28 protein-coding genes and 1 other annotated feature are annotated in these 26,426 nt (G+C 45.3%); of the genes, 18 read left to right on the top strand and 10 right to left on the bottom strand.

Features of this window, described 5'->3' with window-relative positions:
- Window positions 1-118 precede the first annotated feature (118 nt).
- Genes NLG07_RS11285 through NLG07_RS11260 form a run of 6 tightly spaced genes read left to right on the top strand, consistent with a single transcriptional unit; the run spans window position 119 to window position 5,956 of the window.
- Window positions 119-2,911 (top strand): monovalent cation/H+ antiporter subunit A, encoded by a 2,793-nt coding sequence (locus NLG07_RS11285; protein ID WP_254855543.1) that lies wholly within the window; start codon window positions 119-121, stop codon window positions 2,909-2,911.
- On the top strand, window positions 2,911-3,276 hold the full coding sequence (locus NLG07_RS11280) for a Na+/H+ antiporter subunit C (RefSeq protein ID WP_254855542.1): 366 nt from the start codon (window positions 2,911-2,913) through the stop codon (window positions 3,274-3,276). The genes NLG07_RS11285 and NLG07_RS11280 overlap by 1 nt, the downstream gene beginning before the upstream one ends.
- Window positions 3,273-4,799 carry a monovalent cation/H+ antiporter subunit D gene (locus NLG07_RS11275; protein WP_254855541.1) on the top strand — a complete coding sequence of 509 codons (1,527 nt, stop codon included), beginning with the start codon at window positions 3,273-3,275 and terminating at the stop codon, window positions 4,797-4,799. The genes NLG07_RS11280 and NLG07_RS11275 overlap by 4 nt, the downstream gene beginning before the upstream one ends.
- Window positions 4,796-5,287 carry a Na+/H+ antiporter subunit E gene (locus tag NLG07_RS11270; RefSeq protein WP_254855540.1) on the top strand — a complete coding sequence of 164 codons (492 nt, stop codon included), beginning with the start codon at window positions 4,796-4,798 and terminating at the stop codon, window positions 5,285-5,287. Before NLG07_RS11275 ends, NLG07_RS11270 begins: the two co-directional genes overlap by 4 nt.
- Complete coding sequence (locus NLG07_RS11265; RefSeq protein WP_254855539.1) at window positions 5,281-5,550, top strand: K+/H+ antiporter subunit F; 270 nt, start codon at window positions 5,281-5,283, stop codon at window positions 5,548-5,550. The genes NLG07_RS11270 and NLG07_RS11265 overlap by 7 nt, the downstream gene beginning before the upstream one ends.
- A 10-nt stretch (window positions 5,551-5,560) precedes the next feature.
- On the top strand, window positions 5,561-5,956 hold the full coding sequence (locus tag NLG07_RS11260; protein ID WP_254855538.1) for a Na+/H+ antiporter subunit G: 396 nt from the start codon (window positions 5,561-5,563) through the stop codon (window positions 5,954-5,956).
- Between the two features lie 13 nt (window positions 5,957-5,969).
- Here NLG07_RS11260 and hisA read toward each other — a convergent pair whose 3' ends face one another.
- Window positions 5,970-6,701, bottom strand: coding sequence for a 1-(5-phosphoribosyl)-5-[(5-phosphoribosylamino)methylideneamino]imidazole-4-carboxamide isomerase (gene hisA, locus NLG07_RS11255; protein ID WP_254855537.1), 732 nt, complete (start codon window positions 6,699-6,701; stop codon window positions 5,970-5,972).
- A 171-nt stretch (window positions 6,702-6,872) separates the two neighbouring features.
- Between hisA and NLG07_RS11250 the strand changes: the two genes are divergently transcribed.
- Both NLG07_RS11250 and NLG07_RS11245 read left to right on the top strand, forming a co-directional pair.
- Window positions 6,873-7,595, top strand: coding sequence for a class I SAM-dependent methyltransferase (locus tag NLG07_RS11250; RefSeq protein WP_254855536.1), 723 nt, complete (start codon window positions 6,873-6,875; stop codon window positions 7,593-7,595).
- A gap of 23 nt (window positions 7,596-7,618) precedes the next feature.
- Window positions 7,619-7,957: an MGMT family protein gene (locus NLG07_RS11245; RefSeq protein ID WP_254855535.1), complete on the top strand. Its 339-nt coding sequence runs from the start codon at window positions 7,619-7,621 to the stop codon at window positions 7,955-7,957.
- Window positions 7,958-8,223: 266 nt separating this feature from the next.
- Here the strand turns inward: NLG07_RS11245 and hisH are convergent, their stop codons facing one another.
- Genes hisH through hisG form a run of 5 tightly spaced genes read right to left on the bottom strand, consistent with a single transcriptional unit; the run spans window position 8,224 to window position 13,207 of the window.
- Entirely contained in the window at window positions 8,224-8,835 is a 612-nt protein-coding gene (hisH, locus tag NLG07_RS11240) for an imidazole glycerol phosphate synthase subunit HisH (RefSeq protein WP_254855534.1), read from the bottom strand.
- The gene (gene hisB / locus NLG07_RS11235; protein WP_254855533.1) at window positions 8,835-9,908 is read right to left on the bottom strand and encodes a bifunctional histidinol-phosphatase/imidazoleglycerol-phosphate dehydratase HisB; all 1,074 of its coding nucleotides are present in this window, start codon (window positions 9,906-9,908) and stop codon (window positions 8,835-8,837) included. Before hisB ends, hisH begins: the two co-directional genes overlap by 1 nt.
- Window positions 9,905-10,999 carry a histidinol-phosphate transaminase gene (hisC, locus tag NLG07_RS11230; RefSeq protein ID WP_254855532.1) on the bottom strand — a complete coding sequence of 365 codons (1,095 nt, stop codon included), beginning with the start codon at window positions 10,997-10,999 and terminating at the stop codon, window positions 9,905-9,907. Before hisC ends, hisB begins: the two co-directional genes overlap by 4 nt.
- Window positions 10,996-12,297 (bottom strand): histidinol dehydrogenase, encoded by a 1,302-nt coding sequence (gene hisD, locus NLG07_RS11225; protein ID WP_254856869.1) that lies wholly within the window; start codon window positions 12,295-12,297, stop codon window positions 10,996-10,998. Before hisD ends, hisC begins: the two co-directional genes overlap by 4 nt.
- Before the next feature lie 10 nt (window positions 12,298-12,307).
- The gene (hisG, locus tag NLG07_RS11220; RefSeq protein WP_254855531.1) at window positions 12,308-13,207 is read right to left on the bottom strand and encodes an ATP phosphoribosyltransferase; all 900 of its coding nucleotides are present in this window, start codon (window positions 13,205-13,207) and stop codon (window positions 12,308-12,310) included.
- Between the two features lie 34 nt (window positions 13,208-13,241).
- Window positions 13,242-13,358, bottom strand: a sequence feature (His leader region).
- Window positions 13,359-13,721: 363 nt separating this feature from the next.
- Here hisG and NLG07_RS11215 point away from each other — a divergent pair.
- Window positions 13,722-13,949, top strand: a complete 228-nt coding sequence (locus NLG07_RS11215) for a hypothetical protein (protein WP_254855530.1) — start codon at window positions 13,722-13,724, stop codon at window positions 13,947-13,949.
- Entirely contained in the window at window positions 13,949-14,470 is a 522-nt protein-coding gene (locus NLG07_RS11210; protein WP_254855529.1) for a hypothetical protein, read from the top strand. The genes NLG07_RS11215 and NLG07_RS11210 overlap by 1 nt, the downstream gene beginning before the upstream one ends.
- Here NLG07_RS11210 and NLG07_RS11205 read toward each other — a convergent pair whose 3' ends face one another.
- Window positions 14,471-15,673 (bottom strand): trans-acting enoyl reductase family protein, encoded by a 1,203-nt coding sequence (locus NLG07_RS11205; RefSeq protein WP_254855528.1) that lies wholly within the window; start codon window positions 15,671-15,673, stop codon window positions 14,471-14,473.
- A 111-nt stretch (window positions 15,674-15,784) separates the two neighbouring features.
- On the opposite strand from NLG07_RS11205, the gene NLG07_RS11200 reads away from it, so the two are divergent.
- The gene (locus NLG07_RS11200) at window positions 15,785-16,873 is read left to right on the top strand and encodes a DUF2855 family protein (RefSeq protein ID WP_254855527.1); all 1,089 of its coding nucleotides are present in this window, start codon (window positions 15,785-15,787) and stop codon (window positions 16,871-16,873) included.
- On the opposite strand, the gene NLG07_RS11195 is transcribed toward NLG07_RS11200, so the two are convergent.
- The gene (locus tag NLG07_RS11195) at window positions 16,870-17,367 is read right to left on the bottom strand and encodes a DUF2244 domain-containing protein (RefSeq protein WP_254855526.1); all 498 of its coding nucleotides are present in this window, start codon (window positions 17,365-17,367) and stop codon (window positions 16,870-16,872) included. The two genes, NLG07_RS11200 and NLG07_RS11195, sit on opposite strands and share 4 nt — an antisense overlap.
- Before the next feature lie 82 nt (window positions 17,368-17,449).
- Between NLG07_RS11195 and NLG07_RS11190 the strand changes: the two genes are divergently transcribed.
- Window positions 17,450-18,385, top strand: coding sequence for a sulfite exporter TauE/SafE family protein (locus NLG07_RS11190; RefSeq protein ID WP_254855525.1), 936 nt, complete (start codon window positions 17,450-17,452; stop codon window positions 18,383-18,385).
- Between the two features lie 2 nt (window positions 18,386-18,387).
- Here NLG07_RS11190 and NLG07_RS11185 read toward each other — a convergent pair whose 3' ends face one another.
- Complete coding sequence (locus tag NLG07_RS11185) at window positions 18,388-18,684, bottom strand: hypothetical protein (RefSeq protein WP_254855524.1); 297 nt, start codon at window positions 18,682-18,684, stop codon at window positions 18,388-18,390.
- Window positions 18,685-18,785: 101 nt separating this feature from the next.
- Between NLG07_RS11185 and NLG07_RS11180 the strand changes: the two genes are divergently transcribed.
- From NLG07_RS11180 to NLG07_RS11165, 4 genes are all read left to right on the top strand, one after another.
- On the top strand, window positions 18,786-20,705 hold the full coding sequence (locus tag NLG07_RS11180; protein WP_254855523.1) for an ATP-dependent DNA helicase: 1,920 nt from the start codon (window positions 18,786-18,788) through the stop codon (window positions 20,703-20,705).
- A gap of 9 nt (window positions 20,706-20,714) precedes the next feature.
- Window positions 20,715-21,398 carry a tRNA (adenosine(37)-N6)-threonylcarbamoyltransferase complex dimerization subunit type 1 TsaB gene (tsaB, locus tag NLG07_RS11175; RefSeq protein ID WP_254855522.1) on the top strand — a complete coding sequence of 228 codons (684 nt, stop codon included), beginning with the start codon at window positions 20,715-20,717 and terminating at the stop codon, window positions 21,396-21,398.
- Window positions 21,399-21,609: 211 nt separating this feature from the next.
- On the top strand, window positions 21,610-22,350 hold the full coding sequence (locus NLG07_RS11170; RefSeq protein WP_254855521.1) for a Slp family lipoprotein: 741 nt from the start codon (window positions 21,610-21,612) through the stop codon (window positions 22,348-22,350).
- Window positions 22,347-23,213 (top strand): alpha/beta fold hydrolase, encoded by an 867-nt coding sequence (locus NLG07_RS11165; RefSeq protein ID WP_254855520.1) that lies wholly within the window; start codon window positions 22,347-22,349, stop codon window positions 23,211-23,213. The genes NLG07_RS11170 and NLG07_RS11165 overlap by 4 nt, the downstream gene beginning before the upstream one ends.
- 63 nt (window positions 23,214-23,276) lie before the next feature.
- Here NLG07_RS11165 and NLG07_RS11160 read toward each other — a convergent pair whose 3' ends face one another.
- Window positions 23,277-25,013 carry a M61 family metallopeptidase gene (locus NLG07_RS11160; protein ID WP_254855519.1) on the bottom strand — a complete coding sequence of 579 codons (1,737 nt, stop codon included), beginning with the start codon at window positions 25,011-25,013 and terminating at the stop codon, window positions 23,277-23,279.
- Window positions 25,014-25,108: 95 nt separating this feature from the next.
- Between NLG07_RS11160 and NLG07_RS11155 the strand changes: the two genes are divergently transcribed.
- Both NLG07_RS11155 and NLG07_RS11150 read left to right on the top strand, forming a co-directional pair.
- Window positions 25,109-25,570 carry a DUF962 domain-containing protein gene (locus NLG07_RS11155; protein WP_254855518.1) on the top strand — a complete coding sequence of 154 codons (462 nt, stop codon included), beginning with the start codon at window positions 25,109-25,111 and terminating at the stop codon, window positions 25,568-25,570.
- Between the two features lie 10 nt (window positions 25,571-25,580).
- Window positions 25,581-26,420, top strand: coding sequence for a DUF6279 family lipoprotein (locus NLG07_RS11150; RefSeq protein WP_254855517.1), 840 nt, complete (start codon window positions 25,581-25,583; stop codon window positions 26,418-26,420).
- Window positions 26,421-26,426: the final 6 nt, after the last annotated feature.

The following is a 26,426-nucleotide window of genomic DNA, read 5'->3' as shown; positions in this document are numbered from 1 at the left end:
CAAGCAAAAAGGATTTCACTTTTTCGTCAATTATCGGTAATCTTTATTACATAAGACCATCGTATAATTAACTATTGATAACTATAAAAAAGCCTTCAACAAGGAGTAAGGATACAAGATGAGTTTGTTCACCGTAGTGGCATTGCTGCTGTTCGGCGCCTTAGTTCCTCTTATGACCGAACGTTTTGGTCGCGCTATCAATACCTTAAGTACTATGCTTCCTCCTGCAATAGGATTTGTGTATGTGTGCTCGCTAATTGATAACGTCATCGCAGGTGAGCGCATTGTCGAGTATTTAGAGTGGATCCCTGCTGCTGGCCTTACCTTATCAATGCACCTTGATGGACTCGCGTTAATGTTTGCGCTGCTGATCTTAGGTATTGGTTTACTGATTATATTGTACGCAAGTTATTACCTTTCAGATAAAGAGGCCACTGGACGATTTTATGGCTATTTAATCTTATTCATGACCGCAATGCTTTCCATCGTATTGTCCAACAATGTTTTGCAAATGTGGATGGCATGGGAAGTGACAAGCATCAGCTCGTTCTTGCTGATCAGTTACTGGGGTCATAAATCTGAGTCGCGCAAAGGTGCTCGTATGGCGCTGACCATTACCGGCGCAGGCGGGCTTGCTTTGCTTGCAGGATTACTGCTGATAGGGCAAGTGGTCGGAAGTTACGAATTATCGGTTATTTTGGCGAGCGGAGATTTGTTGACCAGCCATGCTCTGTATCCAGTTATTTTAATCTTAGTATTACTAGGTGCGTTCACTAAGTCAGCACAATTCCCATTTCATTTTTGGTTGCCTCATGCCATGGCAGCTCCTACACCAGTAAGTGCCTATTTGCATTCTGCGACCATGGTAAAAGCAGGAATCTTCTTGATGGCACGCCTCTATCCTGTCCTTGCAGGCACGGATATGTGGTTCTTAATAGTGACATCAGCAGGCTTAATAACCTTACTATTAGGCGCTTATGTTGCGCTATTTAAGCATGATCTAAAAGGGTTATTGGCTTACTCTACAATTTCTCATTTGGGTTTAATTACTCTGTTGCTTGGTTTAGATACCCGACTCGCAGCCGTTGCAGCCCTGTTTCATATTATGAACCATGCCGTATTCAAGGCCTCGTTGTTTATGGCCGCTGGTATTATTGATCACGAGTCTGGCACGCGTGATATGCGCAAACTCAATGGATTGTGGCGGTTTATGCCATACACTGCAACACTGGCAATGGTCGCAGCGGCTTCAATGGCGGGGGTACCCTTATTTAACGGTTTTCTGTCCAAAGAAATGTTCTTAGCTGAAACGCTGCACCAGCACGCATTTGGCTTTTTATCTTGGATGATCCCTGTTTTAGCTACTTTAGCAGGCATATTTTCTGTTGCGTATTCGATGCGCTTTATTCATGACGTGTTTTTTAATGGCGAGCCAATCGATCTGCCTAAGACCCCCCATGAACCGCCGCGCGTTATGAAGGTGCCAATCGAGATATTGGTCATCTTGTGTATCGCAGTCGGTATTTTCCCTGCGTTTATGGTCGGAGATTTTCTAGCTGTTGCAGCAACATCGGTATTACGTGTCGAAGAGCTACCTTATTACAGTCTAGCCATCTGGCACGGGTTTAATTTACCCTTGCTTATGAGTGCCATTGCGATAAGTGGTGGTTTGATCGTTTATGCCTATCGCAGTCATCTGTATCGATTCCAATCACAATTTATGGAAACGGATGCAAAACACATATTCGAAGGTGCTGTTCAGCGTATTGTCAATACAGCAGAACACTTTTATGCAATGTTTGATAGCGGTTCTTTGCAACGCTATGTGGCGGCATTGTTGATATTCACAATTGTTTTGATTGCTCGACCTTTGTTTGATTTTCAAAATGATTTTGTGATTGAGCGAATGCAACCGATTTCTGGAATTGAAATTTCGGCTGCGGTCATTATGTGTCTTGCAGCCATTGCCACAGTGGTATTTCATCGCCAAAGGTTGATGGCACTGATTGCGATATCAGTTGTCGGTTTGATAGTTTCTGTATCATTCGCTCGTCTTTCCGCTCCGGATTTGGCGCTTACCCAATTGTCTGTTGAGGTGGCCACAGTTATCTTGTTGATGCTGGCATTATTTTTCTTACCTAAAAAAACACCATCAGAAAGTTCACCCAGTCGCGTGGTGAGAGATTTGGGCATTGCGGCTGCCTTAGGTGGTTTGGTTGCGACGATTAATTATATTTTTATCACTCAACCGTTAGACAGTATCTCTGATTTCTATCTTGCCAACAGTAAAACCGGTGGTGGTGGCACCAATGCCGTCAATGTTATATTGGTGGACTTTCGTGGCTTAGACACCTTGGGCGAGATTCTCGTGCTAGGGATTGCTGCCTTAGGTATTTTCAAATTAATGGCGCGGATTAAACTCGCCATGCCGACGACAGATGTCAAGGGTCGTCCTTGGTCAACTGACCGTCACCCTGTTATTTTGTCGATGATATCGCAGGCATTGTTACCGCTGGCGTTACTTGTCTCATTCTATATCTTCTTACGAGGTCACAACTTACCAGGCGGTGGTTTTATTGCTGGCCTAATAACCTCTATCGCCATTATTCAGCAGTATATTGCCCATGGCGTCGAATGGGTCAAACCACGAGTGAAAGTCGATTATCAAAATCTCATTGCCTTGGGGGTATTAATCGCTGCCTTTACTGGGGTCGCAAGCTGGGGCTTCGGCTACCCATTTATGACGACTTGGTTCGATTATTTTGACATTCCAGTGATTGGCGAAATTGAATTAGCGAGTGCCCTGATATTCGATTTAGGTGTGTATTTAACAGTGGTTGGGGCAACCTTATTAATCTTGGCGCATTTGGGTAAGCTCTCAACGCCTGAAAGACCAAAGGTAGAAACATAATGGAACTGGTATATGTAATTTGTGTTGGAGTATTGACCTTCAGCGGCATATTTTTATGTCTCAGAGGACGTACGTTTCCAGTCGTGGTTGGTTTAACCATGTTAGGGTATGCAGTGAATATGTTTTTATTTTCCAGTGGTCGATTGCACCTAAGTGGCGCTGCTGTCTTAGGTAAAGCCGAGCAGTACGCAGATCCTTTGCCACAAGCTCTGGTGTTAACAGCGATTGTGATCGGCTTTGCGATGATTGCTTTCGTGGTGATTTTATCGATGCGTGCGCGGGCTGATTTAGGCAGTGATTTTGTCGATGGACGTGAACCGCCAGATACCAGCAAACTCGTAGACAAAAAGCGAGGTCAGGCGTGATAGCACATTTACCTATTTTACCGATTATCGTGCCGATGATTGGTGGTTTGTTAATGCTTCTACCACCTTTTGCGGGAGTGGAACGTTATAACAACCGCCGCGTGTTTGCGTTCGTTTTGGCTGTTGCTCAGTTGCTTATCGCATTGTGGATGTTACAAACGGTCACCCAAGGTAGCGTTATGATGTATGCAGTGGGCAACTGGCAACCTCCGTTCGGGATCATTCTTTATGCCGATCCGCTTTCAGCCATGTTAGTGACGTTAAATAGCTTTTTGGGGCTGGGCGTGATTTTATATGCTTTTGCCGGAGAAGACCGCGCAGGTCGTTATTTCCATCCGCTGTTACAATTTCAAATTCTGGGCATAAATGGCGCGTTTCTCACCAATGACCTGTTTAACTTATTTGTCTTTTTTGAGGTGTTATTAATTGCCTCATACAGTCTATTAATTCATGCAGGTAGCAAGCAAAGAATTGAATCCGCCGTACATTACGTGATTTTAAATCTCATTGGTTCGAGTATCTTTTTATTTGCGTTAGGCACAATGTATGGTGCACTGGGCACATTAAACATTGCAGACATGGCGTACAAGATCGGTTCTTTAAACGAATCTGAGCGCCTTCTTGCGCATGTCGGTGGAGCAATGCTCTTAGTCGTTTTTGGTCTCAAATCTGCGATGTTGCCTTTGCAGTTTTGGCTGCCCAAAACCTATGCAGCAGCACCTGCACCCGTAGCAGCCTTGTTTGCCATTATGACTAAGGTTGGTATCTATTGTATTTTCCGAGTGTATACGGTGATCTATGGCGAACAGGCGGGTGAGTTGAGTCATATTATTGTGCCTTATATCTGGCCTATTGCGATAGCAACAATGGTTATTGGTACCATAGGCGCGTTATCCAACCCAAGTCTTCGAGGTATGGCAGGTAATCTAGTGATCGTATCCATTGGAACCCTGCTATTAGCCTTTGCATTGCGTACGCCAGAAGCGACGGCGGCGGCATTTTATTACTTATTACACAGTACGCTAGCAACCGCAGTCTTATTTCTTGTTGCAGATATGATTGGTTTGCAACGAGGTAAAGCGGTAGACCGTTTTGTCGTCACACGTAAATTACGCAATCAGGTGTTTTTGGGTGTTTGTTTCTTTATCACGGCAATGGCGGTAGCTGGATTGCCTCCGTTTTCTGGGTTCTTGGGAAAACTCGTAGTGCTTCAAGCGGCGGTTACAAACGACGAAAAAGCCATAGTTTATTTAAGTCTATTGATTTCAAGTTTAGTGACGATTGTGGCTTTTTCACGAGCGGGTACAACCATATTTATGCGTCATGCTCCGACCAAAGATGTGTCGGATACGCCAGCAGTATCACAATGGCAAATAGCGGGTACGATGTTTTTACTTGCAGCAATACCTTTATTATCAGTAGCAGGTGCATCGGTATTGAACTTGACAGAGCAGGCTGCATCATCGTTACACGATGTGCAAAGTATTATCGATATTATGGGTCTTGAGCGAGGTGAACCATGAGTAAAATTTTACCCATGCCGTTTCATACCGTTTTTTTGTTGGCGGTGTGGTTAATGCTTAACAACAGTATTAGTCCAGGGCATATATTATTAGGCACTGTCTTAGGTATCGCGATCCCTTGGTTATGCCAACCTTTGCGGATCCCACAACCCAAGTTCAAAAAACCATATAAGCTGTTTTCTTACACCTTAATGGTGTTGAAAGACGTCGTGACGGCAAATATCGAAGTGGCATTATTGGTATTAGGACCCTCGAGTCGAATTAAGCCAGGGTTTGTTGCGGTACCTTTAGATTTATCCGAAGCCTTACCCATTACAATGCTTGCCAGTACGGTTACCATGACACCAGGTACCGTCAGCGCAGAGCTGTCTAGTGATAGACGCTTTATGTATGTGCATGTATTAAACATGCCAGAAGATGAAGAAGAAGTCGTCAATTTTATTAAGTCGCGTTATGAAGCCAAGATAAAGGAGATCTTCGAATGTTAGATATCGCAGTGATTTTTGTCGGGATTGTTTTAGCGATTTCACTTGTGCTGAATTTGTATCGACTCTTTGTAGGACCAAATGCTTCAGATAGGCTTCTAGCATTAGATACTATGTACATTAATAGTATCGCCTTGATTTTAGTCTATGGTATGCACTCCTCAACTACCTTGTATTTCGAGGCGGCCTTATTGATTGCAATGCTAGGCTTTGTAAGCAGTGTGGCGTTCGCCAAATACTTACTGCGTGGCGACATCATAGAATAAGGAGCTGACTATGAATGACGAATTTGAAATCCTCATTGGGCTTTTGCTGATTATTGGCGGGGTTTTTATCTTTATTGGTTCTCTCGGTTTAGCTCGACTAAAAGACTTCTATGCGAGGTTACATGCGCCAACAAAAGCAACAACCGTAGGTCTTGGCAGTGTGTTACTTGCGTCAATGATTTATACCTACGCCACTGAAGGATATATCAGTGTTAATGAATTACTGATCACATTATTTTTGGTGATCACTGCGCCGGTTGTTGCGCATATTTTGGCGAAGGTGGCGATGCACCATCAAGTCAAGATGATGCCAAAAACACGTAACGCTGAGTTAGTAAAGCTTGCACGTAAGCAACTTCCGCCCAATGCTTCCGTGGATATAGAGGAAGACAGCCGTCTTCCCTGAACCGATAAGTAACTTACTTCCAGATTTGGATAGCTTGCTCAAGGGTGAACTTACCTTCGAGTAAGGCTCTGCCCAAAATGACACCGTCGACTGAAGTTGGCTTTAACCGTCCGATGTCGTCTAATGAACCAATGCCACCGGAGGCTTGCCAGACTACTGTTGGGAATTGTGCTTTCATTTCAGCATAGAGCTCTGCATTCGCACCTTGCAAGGTGCCATCACGACTGATATCAGTACATAATACATGTTTTGCGCCGACTGAGAGCATATCTTCGAGCAGCCCTTCAATCTCAACACCAGAATCTTCTTGCCAACCATGCGTGGCGATGCACTTTTGCCCTTGGGCATTAATGTTCACATCCAGCGCTAACACAATGGCTTCAGGACCATAAGTTGTGATCCAAGATTTGACCAATTCGGGTTGTTTAACCGCGAGTGAACCAATGACTACGCGTTTGACGCCAATATCTAATAAGCCAGAGACATCTGCCTCAGAACGAATACCGCCACCGGATTGAAAAGACATGCGACCTGTGTCCACCATGGATTTGATAAGAGTAAGCTGACGCTTTTCTACGTCTTTTGCCCCTGTAAGGTCGACGATGTGCAGCCATTGTGCTCCTGCATCTGCATATTGATGAACAACATCAATAGGATCGAGTTGGTATTGGGTTTTTTGGTTGTAGTCGCCTTGATATAGGCGTACGACGTGACCGTCAATTAGGTCAATAGCAGGTATGATCATAGAAGTTATGTATGTGTATTGCGAATGGTCAGATTATATTACATATGAGGCACTCACGACAAAATACTTTAGCCGGATATCGCTATGTTTCGTTACGTCCATTCTGGCGTTTTTTCATTAAACATGTGACACTGCTGGAAAATAACTTTATCTAACATAACAGAATTCAACATGTCGGAACGTCCTTACAATCATATTTTTGATGCCCATTGGCAGTTGTATCAAACTATCTTACGAGAGGATTACATGGGGCATCAATCTATTTACGGTGTCTTACAAAACTATTTAACTGAGTATGTCGGGGCTGCTTCTGAATCGTCATTAACCTTTTTGGATATTGGTTCGGGTGACGCTCAGGTCATTTCTCAACATGTTCAGAGTATTCACATTAAGGCTTACACAGCCATCGATTTGTCCGCTGATGCATTAGTTTTTGCCGCACAAAACTTAGCAACATTAGAATGTGAGTTGGAACTATTGCAGTGCGATTTTGTGCAAGGTGTGGCGGATTTCATTTCAGCGGGTAGGCAGTTTAATGTGATCTTCACAGGCTTTGCTTTGCATCACTTACAAGATGATGACAAGGCCTTAATGTTCAACAACCTGCGTCAACTACTAAGCCCCAATGGCGTCTTGCTTTACATTGATGTATGCCGACGCGAAGGCGAGTCGAGAGACGATTATCTTGATCGATATTTGACTCCCACTTGGTCACATTGGCACGCATTAGATCATGCTCAAACAGAACTGCTCAATCAGCATGTGCGCAGCAGTGATTTTCCTGCCACGAGAAGCTTGCTTGAATCGATGGCGGCGCAAGCTGGTTTTACACATTGCAAATGTTTGTTAGAAGACGATGAGCATGCCAATATTTTACTGGCGATGCATGGATAACAAATATCTATGGAGTAAACCACATGTACCACATTGAAAATGCTACACCATTGCAAAAATATCAAGCCATTCATGGCATGGTGTGTCGTGTACCCAAAGGTTGTGTTGCGTCATATAGCCAGATTGCGGATATGGTCGGTCTACCTGGCCGTGCAAGAATGGTAGGCAAAGCCCTTGGTGCATCGTTTAATCGTCAAGAAGTCCCGTGGTGGCGAATTATTCGTGCCGATGGACGCATTGCCTTTGGTGCTGATACTGAGCATGGGCAATTGCAACAAGCTCGTTTAGTACAGGAAGGAGTTGTCATAACTCATATGCGCATAGCAATGAAACACTATCAATGGCGCCCTGAATCGTTTTAGTTCAAAAAAGCGTCGTTGATCAGTAAAAGAATACAACACCAAATGATTCAGTCACTTTAACTAACGCCGAATTTCAAGAGCATCCGTTTATTGCCAAAATCATAGAAAATCTTAAAGCTCAGTCAAACTGTAGCCGGCAGCATCGAAAGTGCCAAAGGTAGTACTGGCGAAGCCGATGAACTCTTCGTTCGTACCCGCAATGTGATATCGCAAGTGTCAGCTTCGGTCAGTGGTGTGGTGAACACGATTAAGCAAAACGGGTAAGCTTACAAACCAATAAAGTTTTCCAATAAAGTAGCCCCAGCGTCACCACTGCGCTCGGGGTGAAACTGCACACCATAAAAATTATCTTTATGGATCGCTGCGCTGAACGCCATCCCATATTCACAAGAAGCCAGTGTGTTTTCGTATTGTGCAACCGCATAAGAATGCACAAAATAAAAATATGTTCCGTTACCAATCCCTTTGAACAAGGTTTCATCTTGTGTGGTGATCGCATTCCAGCCCATGTGTGGAAGGCGTAACTCGCCTACTTGCATCCGTCGTACTTTACCTGGAATAACGTTTAATCCTGCCACATGCACGGTCGAATGCAGGCCGCTTTCAGCGCTATCAGTGGTCATTAACTGCATGCCCAAACAAATGCCTAAAACCGGTTGCTGTAATGACTGAACCACTGGAATTAAGCCTTTATTCGCAATCGACTGCATCGCGTTTTGTGCTGAGCCTACGCCGGGTAAAAAGACCTTGTTTGCGCCTTGGATAACGGATGCATCATCAGACACATTCACTGTGACGCCAAGGCGTTCCACCGCGAACTTTACCGAGCTGATATTGGCACACCCAGTATCAATGATAACGATTTTTTGCGCGGCCATTACAGAGCTCCTTTTGAGCTTGGCAGGGCATCACTGTTGCCTTGCTTGCTGATGGCAATGCGTAAAGCGCGAGAAAACGCTTTGAACAAGCCTTCCACTTGATGATGTGCATTGCCTTTGGTGATGGATAAATGCAAAGACAAGCCCATCGATTGAGCCAATGAGTAGAAAAAGTGCTCGACCATTTGTGTCGACAACTCACCCACATGGCTCTCGGTAAAATCTGCCTCAAATTTGAGTAACGGACGATTGGAGATATCCATCAAACACTCAGCACGGCATTCGTCCATCGGCAAAGCAAAGCCATACCGGCCAATGCCACGCTTGTTGCCTAACGCTTTTTTCAAACATTCGCCTAACGCTAATGCAGTATCTTCGACGGTGTGATGGTCATCAATGTGTAGGTCGCCAGTGACTTGGACTTTCAAAAAGATCCCGCCGTGGGTCGCGATTTGATCCAGCATATGGTCAAAAAAGCCAATGCCGGTACTGATCTCACTTGGGCGTTGTTGGTCAAGGTTGGTTTCTACCAAGATCTGCGTTTCATTGGTATTGCGCGCAACGGTTGCAACGCGCTCATTGTGCAACAACTGCGTTTCGATGTGATCCCAATTACACGTTTCAGGGTGATATTGAATGCCTTCAATGCCCATATTTTCGGCGAGCTGTACATCGGTTATGCGATCGCCAATGACTTTGGAACGCGCAAAATCGACCTTGCCAGACGCCAAATACTCTTTGACTAAGCCTAAATGGGGTTTGCGACACGCACAGTTATCTTCCGGGAAGTGCGGGCAAATCAATACATCATCAAACTTGATCCCTTGCGAGCTCAATATGCTCATCATCATGTCATGTGGGGCATCAAAATCCGCTTGTGGAAACGAATCCGTTCCCAAACCATCTTGGTTAGAGACCATAACCAAACGATATCCCGCGGCTTGCAATCGCAACAACACAGGAATGACGTTGGGTTCAAACACCAGCTTATCTAAACGGTCGAGTTGTTTGTCAATGGGCGGCTCTTCAACAAGTGTGCCGTCGCGGTCGATGAATAAAATTGCCTGACTCATGCGCGGGTGGATCCCTGTGTAGTGTAAAATTGTTCAATTAAGCTCAATAATTGGGTGTTTTCTTCCTGAGTACCGGTACTGATCCGTAGACAATTTTCAAGCTGAGGTTGTTTGGATTGGTCGCGAATAAAGACTTTGTGCTTGACCAAGTGCGCCATAAGGGCGTCTTTGTATGCTGTGCGAAATAGAATAAAGTTTCCGTGCTGAGCGCCCACTAATTCAATATCGCCAAGCGTGGATAATTGCGTCAATATCGATTTTTGATTAGCCAAAATCTGATTGACCTGCGCTCGCATGGTACCTAATCCGTCATGACTGAGCGCTTGTGCCGCAATATCGGCTACCGGCGCAGACAATGGATACGGTGCAATCACTTTGAGCAAGGTCTCAATGACTGATGGGTGTGCGAGCGTAAAGCCACAGCGCAAGCCGGCTAGACCAAACGCTTTGGATAATGTGCGTAACACCACAACATGCTCATACACAAGCCATCCCAACGCCGTTTCTTGTGCAAATTCCACGTACGCTTCATCAATGACCACCAATGCCTTACCTTGTGCAGCGTCAATGATAGCTTCGATGTCAGCACGAGCGGGGAGGGTACCGGTTGGGTTATTTGGGGCGCAAATAAAGACAATTTTGACGTGGTCTAGCTGCGCGATGATGTTTTTTACATCCAATTGAAAATCATGGATAAGCGGCACTTCCACCACACCGATATCACAAGTACGGGCGCTGATGGCGTACATGCCATATGTCGGTGGGCAGATCATAATGCTGTCTTTACCAGCATCACAAAACCCTCGGATCAATAGTTCAATGCCTTCATCGGCGCCACGCGATACCAATACTTGCTCTTTGTTTAATCCGGTGTAGTTTGCGTACCCAGCAATCACGGCATCGGGCTGACAATCTGGATAGCGATTATACAAAGTCGTATCTAAGCTATATTGTTTGCCCGTTGGCGCTTCGTTGGCGTTGAGCCAAACTGGTTTTGCAGCACCTTGTTCCGACGCTTTGAATAGACGACGAGCCGATGCATAAGGGACTAAATTTACGACATGTTTGGCGACAAGAGAGAGAATACTCATGCTTTGTCTCCAAGTTTAGCCAAACGAATCGCCACCGCATTGCGATGCGCATCCAGCCCTTCGGCATCAGCAATGCGCATTATATCGGGGCCCAGATCTTGTATCCCTTTAGCGGATAAGGTTTGCACGGTATAGCGACGCATAAAATCCATCAAACCAAGGCTAGAGTAGTTGCGTGAGTAACCGTAGGTTGGCAACACATGGTTCGTACCAGAGGCATAATCGCCAGCAGATTCAGGAGAATATGGCCCAACAAAAATCGACCCAGCATATTTCAATTTGGCTAAAGCAGCATCGGTATCTTGTATTTGCACAATCAAATGCTCTGGTGCATATTGATTCGATACCGCAATAGCTTCATCAATATCCGCGCAGACGATATAGCGCGCGTATTGCATGGCATGGGTTGCGATGTCACAACGACTGAGTTGAGCGAGTTGTTCGGCAACTGCTGCTTTTACGGCGTTGGCAAAATCGAGTGATTCCGTCACCAAAATCGCTTGTGAATCTTTGCCGTGCTCGGCCTGTGACAACAGATCTGAAGCCACAAAATCGGCATCCGCTTGAGCATCAGCCAGTACTAAAACTTCGGATGGACCCGCTGGCATATCAATGGCTGGACCGCCGGCAAGCATAGTGACTTGTTGCTTGGCTTCGGTGACATAACTATTACCCGGGCCAAAGATTTTATCCACCTTGGCAATGCTCTCAGTGCCCAGCGCTAGCGCAGCAATGGCATGTGCTCCGCCCACCAAATAAATCTCATCAATTTCACATAGCTGTGCGGCATAAATGATTTCAGGGGATAAAGACTGTTCCGGACTTGGCGGACTGACTAATACTTTGCGTGGACACCCAGCAACTTGCGCAGTCGTACCGAGCATTAATACCGTCGACGGCAATGGGGCTGAACCACCAGGAACATATAAGCCGACTGCATCTAAGGCGACGTGTTTGAGTTCGCACACTACGCCAGGCTGAGTTTCTAGCTCAACATCTTGTGGCATTTGCGCTTGGTGGAACGCTTTGATATTGCGATAGGCAACATCAATTGACGCTTTTACCGCTGGGTCGATTGAGGCCAACGCGGCAGCTTTGCGCTCATCAGTGAGCGCCAAGGAGTCAAGCTCTACTTCATCAAATCTTGCAGTGTAATTTAACAAGCCCGTATCACCATCGGTACGAATCGTTTCAATGATTGCTTGTACTTGCTCAGTCAACTGCGGGTTGACACTTTGTGCAGGTCGAGCTAGTGCGTCAACACGAGCTTCATCTGATAGTTGTGACCATTGGATCAGCATATACGAGTTAACCCATCATTTTTTCAATTGGCATAACCAAGATGGAACTGCAGCCTAACGCTTTGAGTTTTTCCATCGTCGTCCAGAACAAATCTTCAGAAGATACGACGTGAATGGCGACGGTATCATCTGATTGCGCAAGCGGTAACACCGTAGGGTTTTCTGCCCCTGGTAATAACGACTTCACTTGCTCTAAATACGCTTTCGGCGCGTGGAGCATGATGTATTTTGATTCTTTGGCCTGAATCACACCGTCGATACGAGGTAAGAAACGATTGATCATATCTTGCTTAGTATTTTCTAACTCACCAGTGCGCTGAATTAAGACCGCCTTAGATTTGAAAATGACGTCTTCTTCATGCAAACCGTTGGCTTCCAAAGTAGCCCCAGTTGACACCAAGTCACAAATGGCATCGGCCACACCGGCACGTGGCGCTACTTCAACGGAACCTGTCAGCATAACCGCTTGGGCGTTTACGCCTTTTTCGGCGAAGAAGCGCTCGAGTAGATAAGGATAGGTTGTCGCAACTTTTTTGCCTTCTAAAGACTGTACACCTTCGTAAGCTAATTCATTGGGGACGGCGATAGACAAGCGACAACCGCCGTAGTCAAGACGACGGAGCGTTTTGAACTCGCTGGGTTTTCCAGCAGCTTGACGTTCAAGCATTTTTTCTTCCAGTTCGTTCTCACCAATAAAACCTAAATCGACGACACCGTCCATGACCAATCCTGGGATATCATCATCACGAACGCGCAACAAATCAATCGGCATATTGGTCGAGTGAGCGATTAGTAACCGGTCTCGGATCTGTAGTTTGACACCGATCGCTTTTAACAATGCGATGGAGTCGTCTGATAATCGCCCAGATTTTTGGATGGCGATGCGTAATCGGTTGCTGTCACTCATGTGTATTCCTTAAAAAATGTTAGTGCAAACGCTAACAAAAAACCCCCAGAAGTGCCTTCCGGGGGTCTTGAATCGATTTCAACGCCACTGGAAGGACAATAACCCTTCCAGCACAAACCAGAAAGGTTATGCTAAATGATGATGGTGGTTGTTTGCGTTGTTAAAAATCATAAAAATCTCGTATCTTTGATGGTGAGAATGATACCCAATTGTGAGGATTGATTCAATGCTAAGCTTGTCGAATCTTGTAATAAGTTATGCGCGGATGGTCTTAAATTAAAGATACCCCAGTTCACGCCGTTCGAGCGCAAAGGACAAAAGGTCGAACGCCATTTATAAATTCGCAAAACCGCAGAAGATGAAAAGGATCTCACCGAAGAAAACCACCATCCAACCCATGATGTCATGCAACAAAAACACAACTAGCAACAAAAAAATACATATATTGACGATGAAGGACAGGAGCATTTTGATATTTTCGTGTAGACTGTAAGCGTTAACATGAGGATATTCAGTGCAGTTTTTCATCGATCAAAAAGACAAGATCACACAAGCCATCCGCGATAAAGCGATTGAGCGAGCCAAGGTACGGATCATTTTGTGTGAACGTGCTTTGGAGGATTTTTCTGAAGAAGAGCTCGAAATCATCGTTGCCGAAGAAGAACAAAAAATCTACAACTCATTCAAAGAGAAAGGCTTTCTCGCCGTACTGGCAGCGTTAGGCATAGGATTCTTTGGGTGATGAGTCGTTTAATCAAATACGCCTTAACGTTTTTGCTTTGGCGCAATTACAAAGTGCTCATTGTGACGACGTTGTTGCTGATTTTTACCATCGTCATTATCAATATGGCGCATTCCGATTATTTGAAGTGGGCGCAGATGCAAGAGCCGGTTGTGGCAACGGGCATGAGTTTTATTTACAAATACTGTGCGTATGTTGCCTTGTTGGTTGGCTTTTTTATCATTAACCACTACGCCAATAAACGCTTAGAAGCTGAAGAAGCCGCGCAAAAAGGCAAGGGCAACGCGGTTTTGGATAAGATCCTCAAAGCAAAAGAAAAAGTCACCAGCACAACCAAGGCAACGTTTTCTCAAGCCAAAACGGATAAAGAGGCAGTCGCCTCAGCAAAAGCGCAAGTCGAAGCGGAAAATCAGAGTCACAACGCCAATCGTGATGCATCTGATCCCTTTGCGAATATTCGCAATAAAACCAAATTGCGCACCCAAGCTGAGGTGATTTTGGCTAAAAAATCCAAAAAGTAATTAGCGCACCACTTGCTCGACCCTTACACCTGCGTGTTGAGATAGGCGATCAATGAGTTTTTGACCTAAGCCTGATGCCGGCGTCCAACAACCGCCTTCAAGCTCTTTCACATCTTTGGCGAGGCATAAACCCACTTGGGCAAGCATTTTGGCAGTTGAGCCATAGCCTGGGTCGCGGTCCCCCTCGACTTTGTACTCCAGTTTTGTACCATCCGAAGCCGTGCCATAAAAACGCATATCAAACATCCCTTTGAGCTGCGCTTGCTCGCTTGGTCCTTCACCAGGCTTGGGCAAAAAGGTCTTAGCCATAACCTTACGCCCCAATCCAGTCGCCGCCCCGAGCATAAAAGCCCCTAGCCCTAGCGTCATCCCCCATGCTTGTCCGGCTGATTTGGCGCGCATCGCCTCGTCATAACGAAAATCAGTACCATAACGGCTGTCTAATAAGGCATTAGTGCGATGCACTATGCGCTCGTTTATTGCGGCCATGACAAAAGGCATTACCCACATTTGGGTATCGTCTTCAAATTGTGCTTTTTGGTGGTTGGTTTGACGAACATGAAAACCATGTTGATCTGGACACAGTACATAGGGATTCACCAATACTTTGCGCAAAGATTTGTCTTTTCCCACATCGGCCATGACGTTCAGCATACTGGCGACGGTACCGCCGGATGCTGCACCGCGTATCTTGTTAACGCGCATTTTGATGTGCGAGATAGGCTGACCGGTTGTCGCAATGGCGTGTTCTTGCAGCGCCCATACCCCTAAATCTGATGGAATAGAATCAAAACCGGCACAGTGAATGATCCGAGCGCCGCTTTCTTTGGCTTGGGCTTCATATTGAGCAAGCATTTGCTTGATCCACTGTGGCTCTCCCGTCAAATCACAGTAATCGGTGCCCGTTTCGGCGCAGATTTTGACAAGCGTTTCGCCATACAAAGCATACGGACCCACAGTTGTAATAATGACGTTGGTTTGTTCGGCAATACCTCGAAGTGCTTCCTCATCATGGCTATCCGCTACTAAAATGGGTAAATCCACGAGGCCGAGTTCGGATTTTAACGATTCAAGCTTAGTCTGATTACGCCCCGCAATCGCCCAAGAAAAAGTTTCTGAGGTATGTTGAGCTAAATATTTGGCAGTGATTTGTCCGACAAAGCTTGTCGCACCATATAAAACGATATCGAATGAATTGGACATAGTATGAAAAACCTCAGTTCCGTGTATGCTTATTGTTGTGATTTATTGGATACTTACCTAAGATTAGAGCACAAGTATTAATACTTTGACCAATAAATAGAAGTAATAATTATGCATACGTCAGAACACGCTGCCACGTTTACCATCGCCAAAGAGAATTTGTCCGATGCACGTTGGATAGAGCACGACATTCCGACACTCGAATCAGAGCAAATCCTATTGCGTGTTGACAAAGTTGGCTTGTCGAGCAATAACGTTACGTACGCAGTAACAGGGGATAATTTTGGCTACTGGGGATTCTTTCCTAATGTAGACGATGAAAACAGAGGCATCATGCCGATGTGGGGTTTTGCTGATGTCATCGCATCCACACATGCAGATGTTGAGGTAGGAAAACGCGTATTTGGGTATTTTCCTTCCAGTACGCATTGGGTCATGACGCCAGATAAAGTCACTCGACACGGGTATATTGATATTCATCCGATGCGCAAAAGTAACGCACCTGTCTATGATAGTTATTTGTTCTGCGATGCAGATGCTGTGTACGATGGCAACAGAGAAGCCTGGCAAGCCAATTTTCGTCCGCTGTTTTTGACCTCCTTTGTCTTATCGGAATTTGTTGCCGCGCAAACGAAACATCAAAAGACGACGATTTTGCTAACCAGCGCATCATGTAAAACTGCCTATGGTTGTGCCTATTTATTGCAAAAACTACCGAATGTAGAAGTCGTTGGTTTAACGAGCCCGGCGAACGTTGATTTTGTGCAAGCACTCGGGTGTTATGACGAAATTGTTGAGTACGACGCCATTCATAATCTGCGCTACACACACCCAGTTTGGATCTTGGATTTTGCAGGGAATAAAACGCTGTTACAAAACCTACAAGAAATTTTGGACTCCCATCACCAGCATACCGCGTTTATTGGTGTCACAGATGTTAAAGCGCAAACCAATAAACCTCATGGCAAACTCAAAGGGAGTGTGTTTTTTGCCCCAGAACACGTTAAGCAAATGACACATATTTGGGGGCGAGAATTGTTTTTGGCCAAATACTATGACGCTTGGCAGGGGGTGGCGACACAGCTTAACTCGATTTTGGAACTTCAAGTTGTGAACGAACGAGATGATTTTACGATTGAGTATCAGCGTTTCTTAGCTGGGGAAGTGAACCCCCAAAAAATACTCTGGTGTCAGTTTTAATCTTTCCACCAATGTGTGCGTGATAGCGGAAGACCATTGTTTTTGAGGGCATCTTTGAGTTTTATGCGATCGTCTTTGTTGAGGAACTCGCCAATGCTCAAGCGATACATGCCCAAACACATAACGATGTCCGGTAAGTGCCAATCGCGTTCGGTTTCCGCCACTTCAAAACTCAGCTGATTGCGGTCATAAGTACGCGCGACTTCACGGCGCATAATACCTGATTCAATCAATACAAACTCTTTGGTAATGGTGACGATTTGTTGATTAAACCCCTGCCTACAAATCCGGTACATAAAATACGCAAATAACCCTACCTCTAATCCAGCAAAAGGCAAAATCACCCAAGCGCCTACCGCCGCCCAGCCAAAAGCAATAGTCATGACCAAAACCACCATAATACCAATAGCAATCTTGGTTTCACGCCAAGTTGCTGAGCGATTGGGGGTCAGTTTGATGATTGTCGTATCTGGGAGTTTTTGGATTTCAACCATGCTTTTTCTGCTGTAACTATCTTTATTTAAATGGTTTGTGTACAGTGGACGTCAAATTTCGCTGCTCGTTGCAAAAATAATAATGAAAACTTCGCCGCTGCGCAAAAAACGATTTTACCTTTTCTTGTTACTGCTATTTTCTTTATTTGGTTTGCTCTTTATGCAATCCGATCCTGTGTCTGTTGTGCAAAATTATGCTGGGTTCAGTTTGGTAGGCGTCATTGGGGCGATTTTTGCGAATGCTACAGGCGCGGGTGGTGGTGTTGTGTTTGTGCCGCTGTTCAATCAATTTGAGTTAACGGCGATGAATATCGTGGCGACCAGTTTTGCGATCCAATGTTGTGGCATGGTCGCTGGCGCGATCAGTTGGCGGGATCAATATGTTTTATCGAAGCGAGATAGTTTTTTGCGCTCGATTTGGCGAGTATTACCACAGCTACTCTTGCTGACTATTCCCTTTTCCTTTTTGGGGATTTGGACCGTTCAGTATTCAGGTTTAATGGTCTTGATCACCCAATCAGATGACGTATTACATTGGGTTTTTGGCAGCTTTTCCATTTTGCTGGCGTTGGCCTTATTTGTCACTATCCCAAAAATGAAACAAAGCGATCAGATTTTTACACCTAATCTGTTTGACAACATCGCACTACCCATAGTGGCGTACGCTGGTGGAATGGTTACTGCTTGGTTATCGGTTGGTGTAGGTGAACTCGTTGCGGTGTATTTGATTTTGCGTAATGCATCAGTGACGCTTTCGATTGCTTGTGCGGTAATTTTAACCGCATTCTCGGTGTGGGCAGGCATTGGTTATTTTGTATTAAATAATGCAGTGACGCCAGAGGGATTTGCGACCATTGTGTATCCAATCGCAGCCTTTGCTGGGCTTGGCGCTATCATTGGTGGCACCATTGCCAAGCATCTAGTGCTGCTGTTTAATCCAATTCAAGTCAAACTGTTTTTTGCTTGTTGGGTCATGTTTATGGGATTAGCAAGTTTGCCTTGGGGGCAGTTAATTTAACTTCAAATTGTACCTTGTTTTTGACCTGCCGCCTCATCTTTTGCTTCTTCAGCTCTGCGTTTTTCAAACTCAGTCAAGCTCGGATCACTATCCTTACCCAATACTTCTTCACTGCGTTGTTTAAACGTATGATAGCTGGTGTTATATCGCTCTATGCATTCTTGTAGTGCACTGCCGATGTACTTTTCATAACACTGTGCTTGAAAATTGCGCTGCAAATCATTGTAGATCGCTTGTGAGGAACATCCACTTAAAAGAGTGACTGCAGTAAAAACCACTATTGAGATGAGTTTGCGCATGTTTTGACGTCCTTTTTATCTTTCGTACAGTAGCATACTAGTGGATCTACAGGCATAATTTCAATCTCGTTTTAGGTCACATCACGGAATCACTATTGTCCATGCGCTTTCAATCTAAAAAGGTGTTCACCGAAGATGGTTTGCTCAGTCAAGCCATTCCCGGCTATCAGCCTCGACAGGCGCAAATTGACATGGCATGTGCCGTAGAAGAAGCCATTAAACTTAAACAAAAAAGCATTATCGAAGCGGGCACGGGCACCGGAAAGACATTCGCGTATTTAGCACCGGCGTTTTTGTCAGGGCAAAAAACAATTATTTCTACTGGTACTAAGAATCTTCAAGAGCAGCTGTTCCATCGAGATTTACCTGTGGTCAAAGAAGCGCTTGCATCGCCTTTACAAGTTGCCTTGCTCAAAGGTCGTTCCAACTACTTGTGTACGTACCGAATGAAAAAAAACACCGGTTCATCGGCGTTATTCAGTGACAAAAATACGTTATCCGAACTGAAACCCGTTCGCGATTGGGCTGAAGCGACCAGTTCAGGCGATATTGGCGAGTTGCAAGCTCTGGCTGAAGATGCGGCGATCATTCCATTAATTACCTCTAACGCAGAGAACTGCTTAGGTCGAGATTGTCCTGATTACGAAGGATGCTATGTAGTAAAAGCGCGCACCGAAGCGATGGATGCTGATATTGTCGTGGTTAACCATCATTTATTTTTTGCCGATTTAGCGCTCAAAGATACGGGTTTTGGTGAACTTATTCCAGAGGCTCAAACCATCATCTTTGATGAGGCGCACCAAATTCCGGATATTGCGAGTGAATATTTTGGGGTGAATTTCTCCACGCGCTTATTACATGATGCGGCGCGTGATATCACACAAGTCTATCGCAGTAGCCTAAAAGACATCGAGCAAGTAGAGCGCATGGCGGCAAAGATGGCTCTGCATGCAAGTGAATTGCGAATTTTGTTCGGTGAGCAGAACAGCAAAGGCAAATGGGAAGAAGCATTGCGCAATCAAGCTATTGCCGAGCAACACTCGCGCTTGCAAGAGGCATTGCACGAAACCGTTGCCATGCTCAAACACCACATCGGTCGCGACAAAGCACTGGATAATATTTATGAGCGTTTGGTGCAAGGCAAAACGGATTTTGCGGCGGTGTCAGATTTGAGTGCGCCGGATGTCAGTCTCTGGTATGAAACGACTCCTAAGCAGGTCGTTATGCATCAAACCCCACTCAATATAGCAGACAAATTTGCTGAATTGACGCAGGCGCCATTGCGCAGTTGGATTTTTACGTCAGCGACCTTGATGGTCAACGGACATTTTTCGCATTATCAGGATATGTTGGGCTTAGGCACAGCCAAGACATTAGTGCTGGATTCGCCGTTCGCCTATCAAACTCAGTCCATGTTGTGTGTGCCGAGAGATTTACCTGAACCCTCGGATCCGCGCATGTTAGACCGTGTGGTAGAGGTGGCACAAGAGTTGATCGAAGCCGCGGGTGGACGATGTTTTTTGTTGTTTACGTCGCATTATATGCTCAATCGCGTCGCGGATGCGTTAGCGGAACGCATCGCAAATCCTTTACTGGTACAAGGCAGCACTTCAAAACAAGCTTTGCTCGATACTTATGTGTCAGAGCCCGGCGCGGTGTTATTAGCCACTGGCGCGTTTTGGGAAGGCGTGGATGTGCGCGGCGATGATTTGATTTGTGTCTTGATCGACAAACTGCCTTTTGCGGCGCCTGATGATCCTTTGTTGCAAGCCAAAATTGAAAACTGCAAAAAACGCGGAGGCAATGCCTTTATGGACATTCAAGTCCCGCAAGCGGTCATCACACTCAAACAAGGGGCAGGGCGATTGATTCGAGATGTCAATGATTCAGGGGTATTGGTGATTTGTGATACTCGCTTGGTCACAAAAAACTATGGTAAGATCTTCTTATCAAGTTTGCCCGATATGCGTCGCACGCGAGATTTGGCGACAGCGTGTCGGTTTTTACAAGAATTAGATTAAATACACATAATGAAGAATATACTGGCTATCGATACTGCGACAGAAGCATGTTCCGTTGCGCTACAAACAAAGCAAGGCGTTTTTTCGCGTTGGGAAGAGTGTCCACAACAACACGCCCAAAAACTCTTAGGCATGATTGATGAGGTTCTTAAAGACGCCGAATTAGACAAGTCTGCAATCGATGGCATCGCTTTTGGGCAAGGCCCTGGCAGTTTTACTGGTGTACGGATCGCGACCGCTCATTGTCAAGGTTTGGCTTTAGGGTTAGATATTCCGGTTGTGGGGATATCCACGTTAGCCACCTTAGCGCAAAATGCCGTGGAACAACCCAACGGCACAGACCTTCCCAAAACCGTTATCAGTGCGATAGATGCCCGCATGGGCGAGGTGTATTTTGCACAGTATCACGTGGTGGACGGGTTGGTTGTGTTAAACGGTGCCGAGAGTGTATTGGCGCCGTTAGATGCTCGGGCACAACTGCCACAAGACGATTTTGTTGCAGTAGGTACAGGCTGGCAGGCTTATCCTGAGTTAGGCGATGGTATTCAAGTGACATATGCTCTACCTGACGCTCGTAATATGCTTGCTCTTGCGGTGAAAGCCTTTGCTGATGGACAAGGTCAAGCTGTGGAAGACATAGCGCCTCAATATGTGCGCGATACCGTGACTTGGAAAAAGCTTCCTGGAAGATAACAGTATCCTTATTAGAATAAAACTTGCTTTTTTGAGTGCCTAGGTCTTAACTACATTTAAAGTGTATTAATTTTGCTTTAGCACTATTTTGTGCACACTTGTACGAAATATTGACGCAAGTTAGCACCCAAATTCCCCCAGCCGACAGAATTCAGTTGCGATTAATCCGTACTTTCATACACTATAAGAGTGAAAGTAGGAGTCATCTATTATGCTCAATAAAACACTCAAACCATTATCGGTGTTGTTACTCGCATTAGGGGTAACGGCGTGTGTTTCAATACCAGAGTCTTTGCAATCGCCTGCGACCAATATGGTGAGTTATGAAAACGCCGTTATGGATAATGCCCCAACAGGCACTGTAGCAAGGTGGGGAGGTGTAATTGCAAATGTAGAGAATACGCCTGAACAATCGATCATGGAAATCGTGCATTACCCACTCAAAGCCAATGGTCGACCCAACTTACGCCAAGCGAGTATCGGACGTTTTAAGGCGGTAGTGGATGGCTTTATCGACCCAATGGTCTTCAAAAAAGACCGCGTCGTCAGTGTACTCGGTTCTCTTGCTGAGCCAATGCAAGGCATGGTTGGAGAGCAGGCATACACTTATCCTAGCCTACAAGTGAGTGGTTATCATTTGTGGGAAGATGTGCAAGATGTGGATATCACAACCATTCATCATGATCACTTCTATCGTTTTGGGCATGGCTATGGTTTTCATTACATCGGTGTGCCATATCGTAGAATTCGGCATCTGACGCCAATGGTCAAGGTCAACCATTCTACTGTGCGCATTCGCTCTAATAACACTCAATCGAGCCATGATGTGCCTCGCAATCAGCCCACCGCACCAACTGATAATCGCGGTCAGGTCATCGAGCCAACAGTGCCACCACCAAAGCCACAGCGCCAACCCACCAGTAACAATAATCCGCGAGAGCGCGGTAGGTGATTGCGCAACAGTATGAACTACCCACTGGACTGACACTCGCTGGGTTCAGTCTAGCTCCATGGCAAGACAACAAGCCAGTCGTGTTGTGTACACATGGCTGGTTAGATAATGCCAATACTTGGCTGCCTTTGTTTTTGGAACTCGAACAATGTGCATGGACATCAAACTATAACTGGTTAGCAATTGATTTTGCAGGTCACGGCGACAGTACTCATCGCTCAGCTGATGCGCATTATCATCATACCGATTATGTGTTCGATTTGTATGCTTTGATTCAATCTCAGCAATGGCAATCTGTTATCCTCTTGGGGCATTCCATGGGGGGCATCGTTTCATCGTCTTTAGCGTCAGTTTTATCTCAAAATATTCAACAGTTAATTTGCATAGAGGCCATGGGGCCATTATCAGGCACAGAAAAAACCACGGTCGAACAAATGCAAAACGCTTTTAGTTCCAGAATGAGCGTGTATCAAAAAACGATAAAGCAACCCAGTGATTGGGAAGCGTTAATAAAAGCCAAGCAACACGCAGGTGGGTTAAATGAATCCCATGCTGCCATTATTATGGAGCGAAATGTCAATTTGTCGCACACGGGGATCACTTGGAAAACCGACCCTAGGTTGCGCACTCAATCGACCTTGCGTTTTACGCATGAGCAAGCGCGCAAAATCATGCAAAGTATCAGCTGTCCCGTCACGTTAATTATGGGACAAGACGGTTTTGAACGCGTTGCGACTCAAGCCACCTCGCGAAAGTCTTGGTTATCGCATTTTGACTCGGTGTCATTGCCAGGCAATCACTATGTGCATATGCAACAGCCTGAAGCACTGGTTAAGATTTTGGAAAAGCTTATTGAATCATAGTCATTGGGACTATTTAATGGCTGATCAGTGATCGTTTCGCACGAGCAACTGCCACTCATAACCTTAACTTTCATCAATACCTAGCCAAGCTTCAAACCGCGCTTTATCAATAATATCTACCACCGCAGTATCAGGTACTGCGGGCAACAGTGACATCTTCAATTGAAGTAATCGGCCATCGCGAAATAGCGCTAATTCACACTGCTGACCACTGAGTCGATTGAGTTGACCAGTGAGCTGTGTAAAGGTGCACTGTTGGTTATTGATGGCAACGATGACATCATTAGGCAGAACACACGCTTTAGCTAGAGCGCCTCCTTCTAGCGTACTGAGAACCTTGATTCCCATCGCGTGTTGCTCGCACAGTCCACCCCAATCGTATTTGAGCATCGTTGTGGCAGAGTTACCACCTTTGTCATTTGGCCCAGAACTTGGACGAATTTTGAGAGCCAAGCCAATAAAGGGGAGTAACTGTAAAAGCGGCAGTGGTGCCGTACCATAGACGTATTGTTGGATAAAGTTATCGACGTTGATATTGAGCTTATCTCGACAGATATCAGCAATAACCGTATCAGGAGTACCCAGGTTAGTTTGCCCATAATCACGCCATAAAATCTGCATGACGTTATCTAAACTCACTGTATCTTTGGATTCTTTGCGCAACAAAATATCTAGACACAACGCCACCAAGCCGCCTTTGTTGTAGTAGGAGGTGATGAAATTCGTTGAGGTGGGAGTTTGCAAATAAAACTTAGTCCATGCAAACCAACTGCTTTGGGCAATCGATTGTTTGTCGACGCCTGGATTACGCAAAAGACGGGTGATGTTTTTTGCTAAAATCTTGGCGTAGCTTTCACCCGTTATGGTTTTTGCTCGCGCAATGGATAAATCATCGTAAAGACTCGTAAAGCCCTCATAAATCCAGAGTTGCTCGGTGTTCACGATACTGCCCAAACTTGGATTTTTTAAGACTTTAGGCTGGATCCGTTTAACATGCCAGGCATGCAAAAGCTCATGCGCGCACAAGCTCAAAAAGGTTTCATATCCTTCGCGATTGGACGGGCACAGATCATTGCGAGGGTAGAGCAGGGCGGTTGATTCTGTGTGTTCTAGTCCGCCATAGCCAGACTGACTGAGCATGGTTTGAAAATGGTAATGGGTAAACGGAATAGGCCCTTCATACAGCGCAAAATGGTGCTCGATGATGGCGGTAAGATCAGTCACTAACTTGTCTTTATCGCACAAAGGAGCCTCGCTAAACGCCAGAGTAAACAATGTGTTTCGTACAGTAAACTCGGTGATATCTAATTGCCCAATTAACATTGGATGTTCAATCAAATCGGCATAGGAATAACAAACATACCCGTCATTATCTTGCGGCATGCTGGTATCAATGTGCCATCCTTCAGGAACATTCGTTAAGTTCACGTGATATTGTCGATTATCCTGAATCCCTTCTTCAAGTGAGTCACAGACTTGCACAAACACAGAGGTGCCATTAAAAAAGCAAAATGCGTCGTTGGCAAAACTACTGCGCACCGACAAATCATTGGCAAAAACTTCGTACTCAATCGTCGTGCCTTCGTGCGCCTCTAATTCCCACTCATGCTGACTCAGTGGCGATATCTCTGCATTTGTTGCTTTGAGTGAATGGACATGCTGGGCGAAATGGCGCAACATATAGCTGCCAGGGATCCAGTTTGGCAGACGGAGAAATTGTTTCTGATTGGATGCTGGTATAACCAAAGAAACTCGAATACGTTGCTGCGCGATAACACTAAAATCGACCGTAAATTGCATGGGAACCCTTATCCAATCAAAAGGTCATAAGTATAGTGACAAATCCGTCACAAGCTCAAGTGCGTATTACAGAATAATAACAAGCAGGACAACTCATGCGACAGATAGAAAAATTATTAAATCAGTATGGTGAATCTCATCAGAACCAGACTAATATCCTGATCCACGGCATTGCTGTACCCAGTATCTTTTTTGTTACGATTGGTTTGATTTACGCCATCCCCGTTCCAGAGATGATTGCACAGTATCAAGTGACGTTTGCTCATATCCTCGCCATTCCAATGTTGATGTACTATTTTAAGCTATCCGGTCCCATTGGCGCAGCCATGACACTGGTCACAATTGCGGTATTTGGTGGGATTCGGCTATTGGAGTATCTCGAGATTTCGGTGTGGCAGTTTTCGCTAGTATTATTTGTTGTCATGTGGGTGTTGCAATTTGTCGGACACAAAATCGAAGGCAAAAAACCGTCGTTTTTTGAAGACCTTCGGTTTTTACTTGTAGGGCCGGCGTGGTGGTGGAATCACTTTTTTAAACGTTTAAATATTAAGCCATAGGAATGAGCTAATGAATTGGCGCAAGCTGAGTATCTCATTATTACTATTGATAACGATTTCAGGGTGTTCGGGCAAAATCGCCTACAACAACGCAGACGTTTTGTTGCGTTGGTATATTAGTCAATATATTGAGCTGAACGATGAGCAAGCACCACAAGTCAAGGCATTGCTAGATAAAGCATTACAATGGCATCGAGCGAATGAGCTCCCGCGTTACCTTGCACAGTTGCGTGAACTCAGAACACAAATAAGTGAACGCTCCTTGACTCAAGCCCAAATGACTGCGCATCAAGACCGAGCCTTTCAACACTGGGTCAGAGTAAGAGAATATCTTGCGCCTGACATCAGCGCTATTGCGATGAGTTTGGACATCGAACAAATGTCGACTTTGTTTGTTAATCTGACAAACGAGCGCGAGGAAGAGCAAGCCGATTTTGCTAAGCGTCAGCGTGAACAACCAGATAGAGCAGAGCGTATGATTGAATCATTTGCTGAGACAATGGGCTATGTCACCGATGTTCAAGCTAATTTGATCAGAGCCATGGCACCTGAGCTCAAACCTACCTATCAGCTGTGGCAAGACTATCAAGCGTTAACGCAACAAGAAGCTCGACGAATCCTGATCAGCAAAGATTTTGTGCCTGATGCGCAAGAGCAATTGTATCAACTGTTAATGCAACCAGAAGTGCTGCGCAGTGACGAATACAACGCGGCAAGAGAGCACAATCGGCAGTTGTATCTAGACCTGTTTTCCGCTATGGTGCCGACCCTTGAAGCAAGGCAAATCAATCAATTAGTCGATGAAATTGACGAATACATGGAACTACTTGAAGATTTGCAACAGGGTTAATAAAGT

This window comes from Alteromonas sp. LMIT006 (assembly GCF_024300645.1).
In the GTDB taxonomy this organism is placed as follows: Bacteria; Pseudomonadota; Gammaproteobacteria; order Enterobacterales; family Alteromonadaceae; genus Opacimonas; species Opacimonas immobilis.
This window is presented reverse-complemented; position numbering and strand designations above follow the sequence as displayed.

What these genes read in the sequence shown, in the direction of transcription:
- NLG07_RS11280 (WP_254855542.1), top strand. Translation starts at nt 2,911, where the DNA reads ATGGAACTGGTATATGTAATTTGTGTTGGAGTATTGACCTTCAGCGGC.
- NLG07_RS11250 (WP_254855536.1), top strand. Translation starts at nt 6,873, where the DNA reads ATGTCGGAACGTCCTTACAATCATATTTTTGATGCCCATTGGCAGTTG.
- tsaB (WP_254855522.1), top strand. Translation starts at nt 20,715, where the DNA reads ATGAAGAATATACTGGCTATCGATACTGCGACAGAAGCATGTTCCGTT.
- hisH (WP_254855534.1), bottom strand. Translation starts at nt 8,835, where the DNA reads ATGGCCGCGCAAAAAATCGTTATCATTGATACTGGGTGTGCCAATATC.
- NLG07_RS11200 (WP_254855527.1), top strand. Translation starts at nt 15,785, where the DNA reads ATGCATACGTCAGAACACGCTGCCACGTTTACCATCGCCAAAGAGAAT.
- NLG07_RS11180 (WP_254855523.1), top strand. Translation starts at nt 18,786, where the DNA reads ATGCGCTTTCAATCTAAAAAGGTGTTCACCGAAGATGGTTTGCTCAGT.
- NLG07_RS11170 (WP_254855521.1), top strand. Translation starts at nt 21,610, where the DNA reads ATGCTCAATAAAACACTCAAACCATTATCGGTGTTGTTACTCGCATTA.
- NLG07_RS11285 (WP_254855543.1), top strand. Translation starts at nt 119, where the DNA reads ATGAGTTTGTTCACCGTAGTGGCATTGCTGCTGTTCGGCGCCTTAGTT.
- NLG07_RS11245 (WP_254855535.1), top strand. Translation starts at nt 7,619, where the DNA reads ATGTACCACATTGAAAATGCTACACCATTGCAAAAATATCAAGCCATT.
- hisA (WP_254855537.1), bottom strand. Translation starts at nt 6,701, where the DNA reads ATGATCATACCTGCTATTGACCTAATTGACGGTCACGTCGTACGCCTA.
- NLG07_RS11150 (WP_254855517.1), top strand. Translation starts at nt 25,581, where the DNA reads ATGAATTGGCGCAAGCTGAGTATCTCATTATTACTATTGATAACGATT.
- NLG07_RS11270 (WP_254855540.1), top strand. Translation starts at nt 4,796, where the DNA reads ATGAGTAAAATTTTACCCATGCCGTTTCATACCGTTTTTTTGTTGGCG.
- NLG07_RS11160 (WP_254855519.1), bottom strand. Translation starts at nt 25,013, where the DNA reads ATGCAATTTACGGTCGATTTTAGTGTTATCGCGCAGCAACGTATTCGA.
- hisB (WP_254855533.1), bottom strand. Translation starts at nt 9,908, where the DNA reads ATGAGTCAGGCAATTTTATTCATCGACCGCGACGGCACACTTGTTGAA.
- NLG07_RS11195 (WP_254855526.1), bottom strand. Translation starts at nt 17,367, where the DNA reads ATGGTTGAAATCCAAAAACTCCCAGATACGACAATCATCAAACTGACC.
- NLG07_RS11190 (WP_254855525.1), top strand. Translation starts at nt 17,450, where the DNA reads ATGAAAACTTCGCCGCTGCGCAAAAAACGATTTTACCTTTTCTTGTTA.
- NLG07_RS11260 (WP_254855538.1), top strand. Translation starts at nt 5,561, where the DNA reads ATGAATGACGAATTTGAAATCCTCATTGGGCTTTTGCTGATTATTGGC.
- NLG07_RS11155 (WP_254855518.1), top strand. Translation starts at nt 25,109, where the DNA reads ATGCGACAGATAGAAAAATTATTAAATCAGTATGGTGAATCTCATCAG.
- NLG07_RS11265 (WP_254855539.1), top strand. Translation starts at nt 5,281, where the DNA reads ATGTTAGATATCGCAGTGATTTTTGTCGGGATTGTTTTAGCGATTTCA.
- NLG07_RS11185 (WP_254855524.1), bottom strand. Translation starts at nt 18,684, where the DNA reads ATGCGCAAACTCATCTCAATAGTGGTTTTTACTGCAGTCACTCTTTTA.
- NLG07_RS11210 (WP_254855529.1), top strand. Translation starts at nt 13,949, where the DNA reads ATGAGTCGTTTAATCAAATACGCCTTAACGTTTTTGCTTTGGCGCAAT.
- hisC (WP_254855532.1), bottom strand. Translation starts at nt 10,999, where the DNA reads ATGAGTATTCTCTCTCTTGTCGCCAAACATGTCGTAAATTTAGTCCCT.
- NLG07_RS11205 (WP_254855528.1), bottom strand. Translation starts at nt 15,673, where the DNA reads ATGTCCAATTCATTCGATATCGTTTTATATGGTGCGACAAGCTTTGTC.
- hisG (WP_254855531.1), bottom strand. Translation starts at nt 13,207, where the DNA reads ATGAGTGACAGCAACCGATTACGCATCGCCATCCAAAAATCTGGGCGA.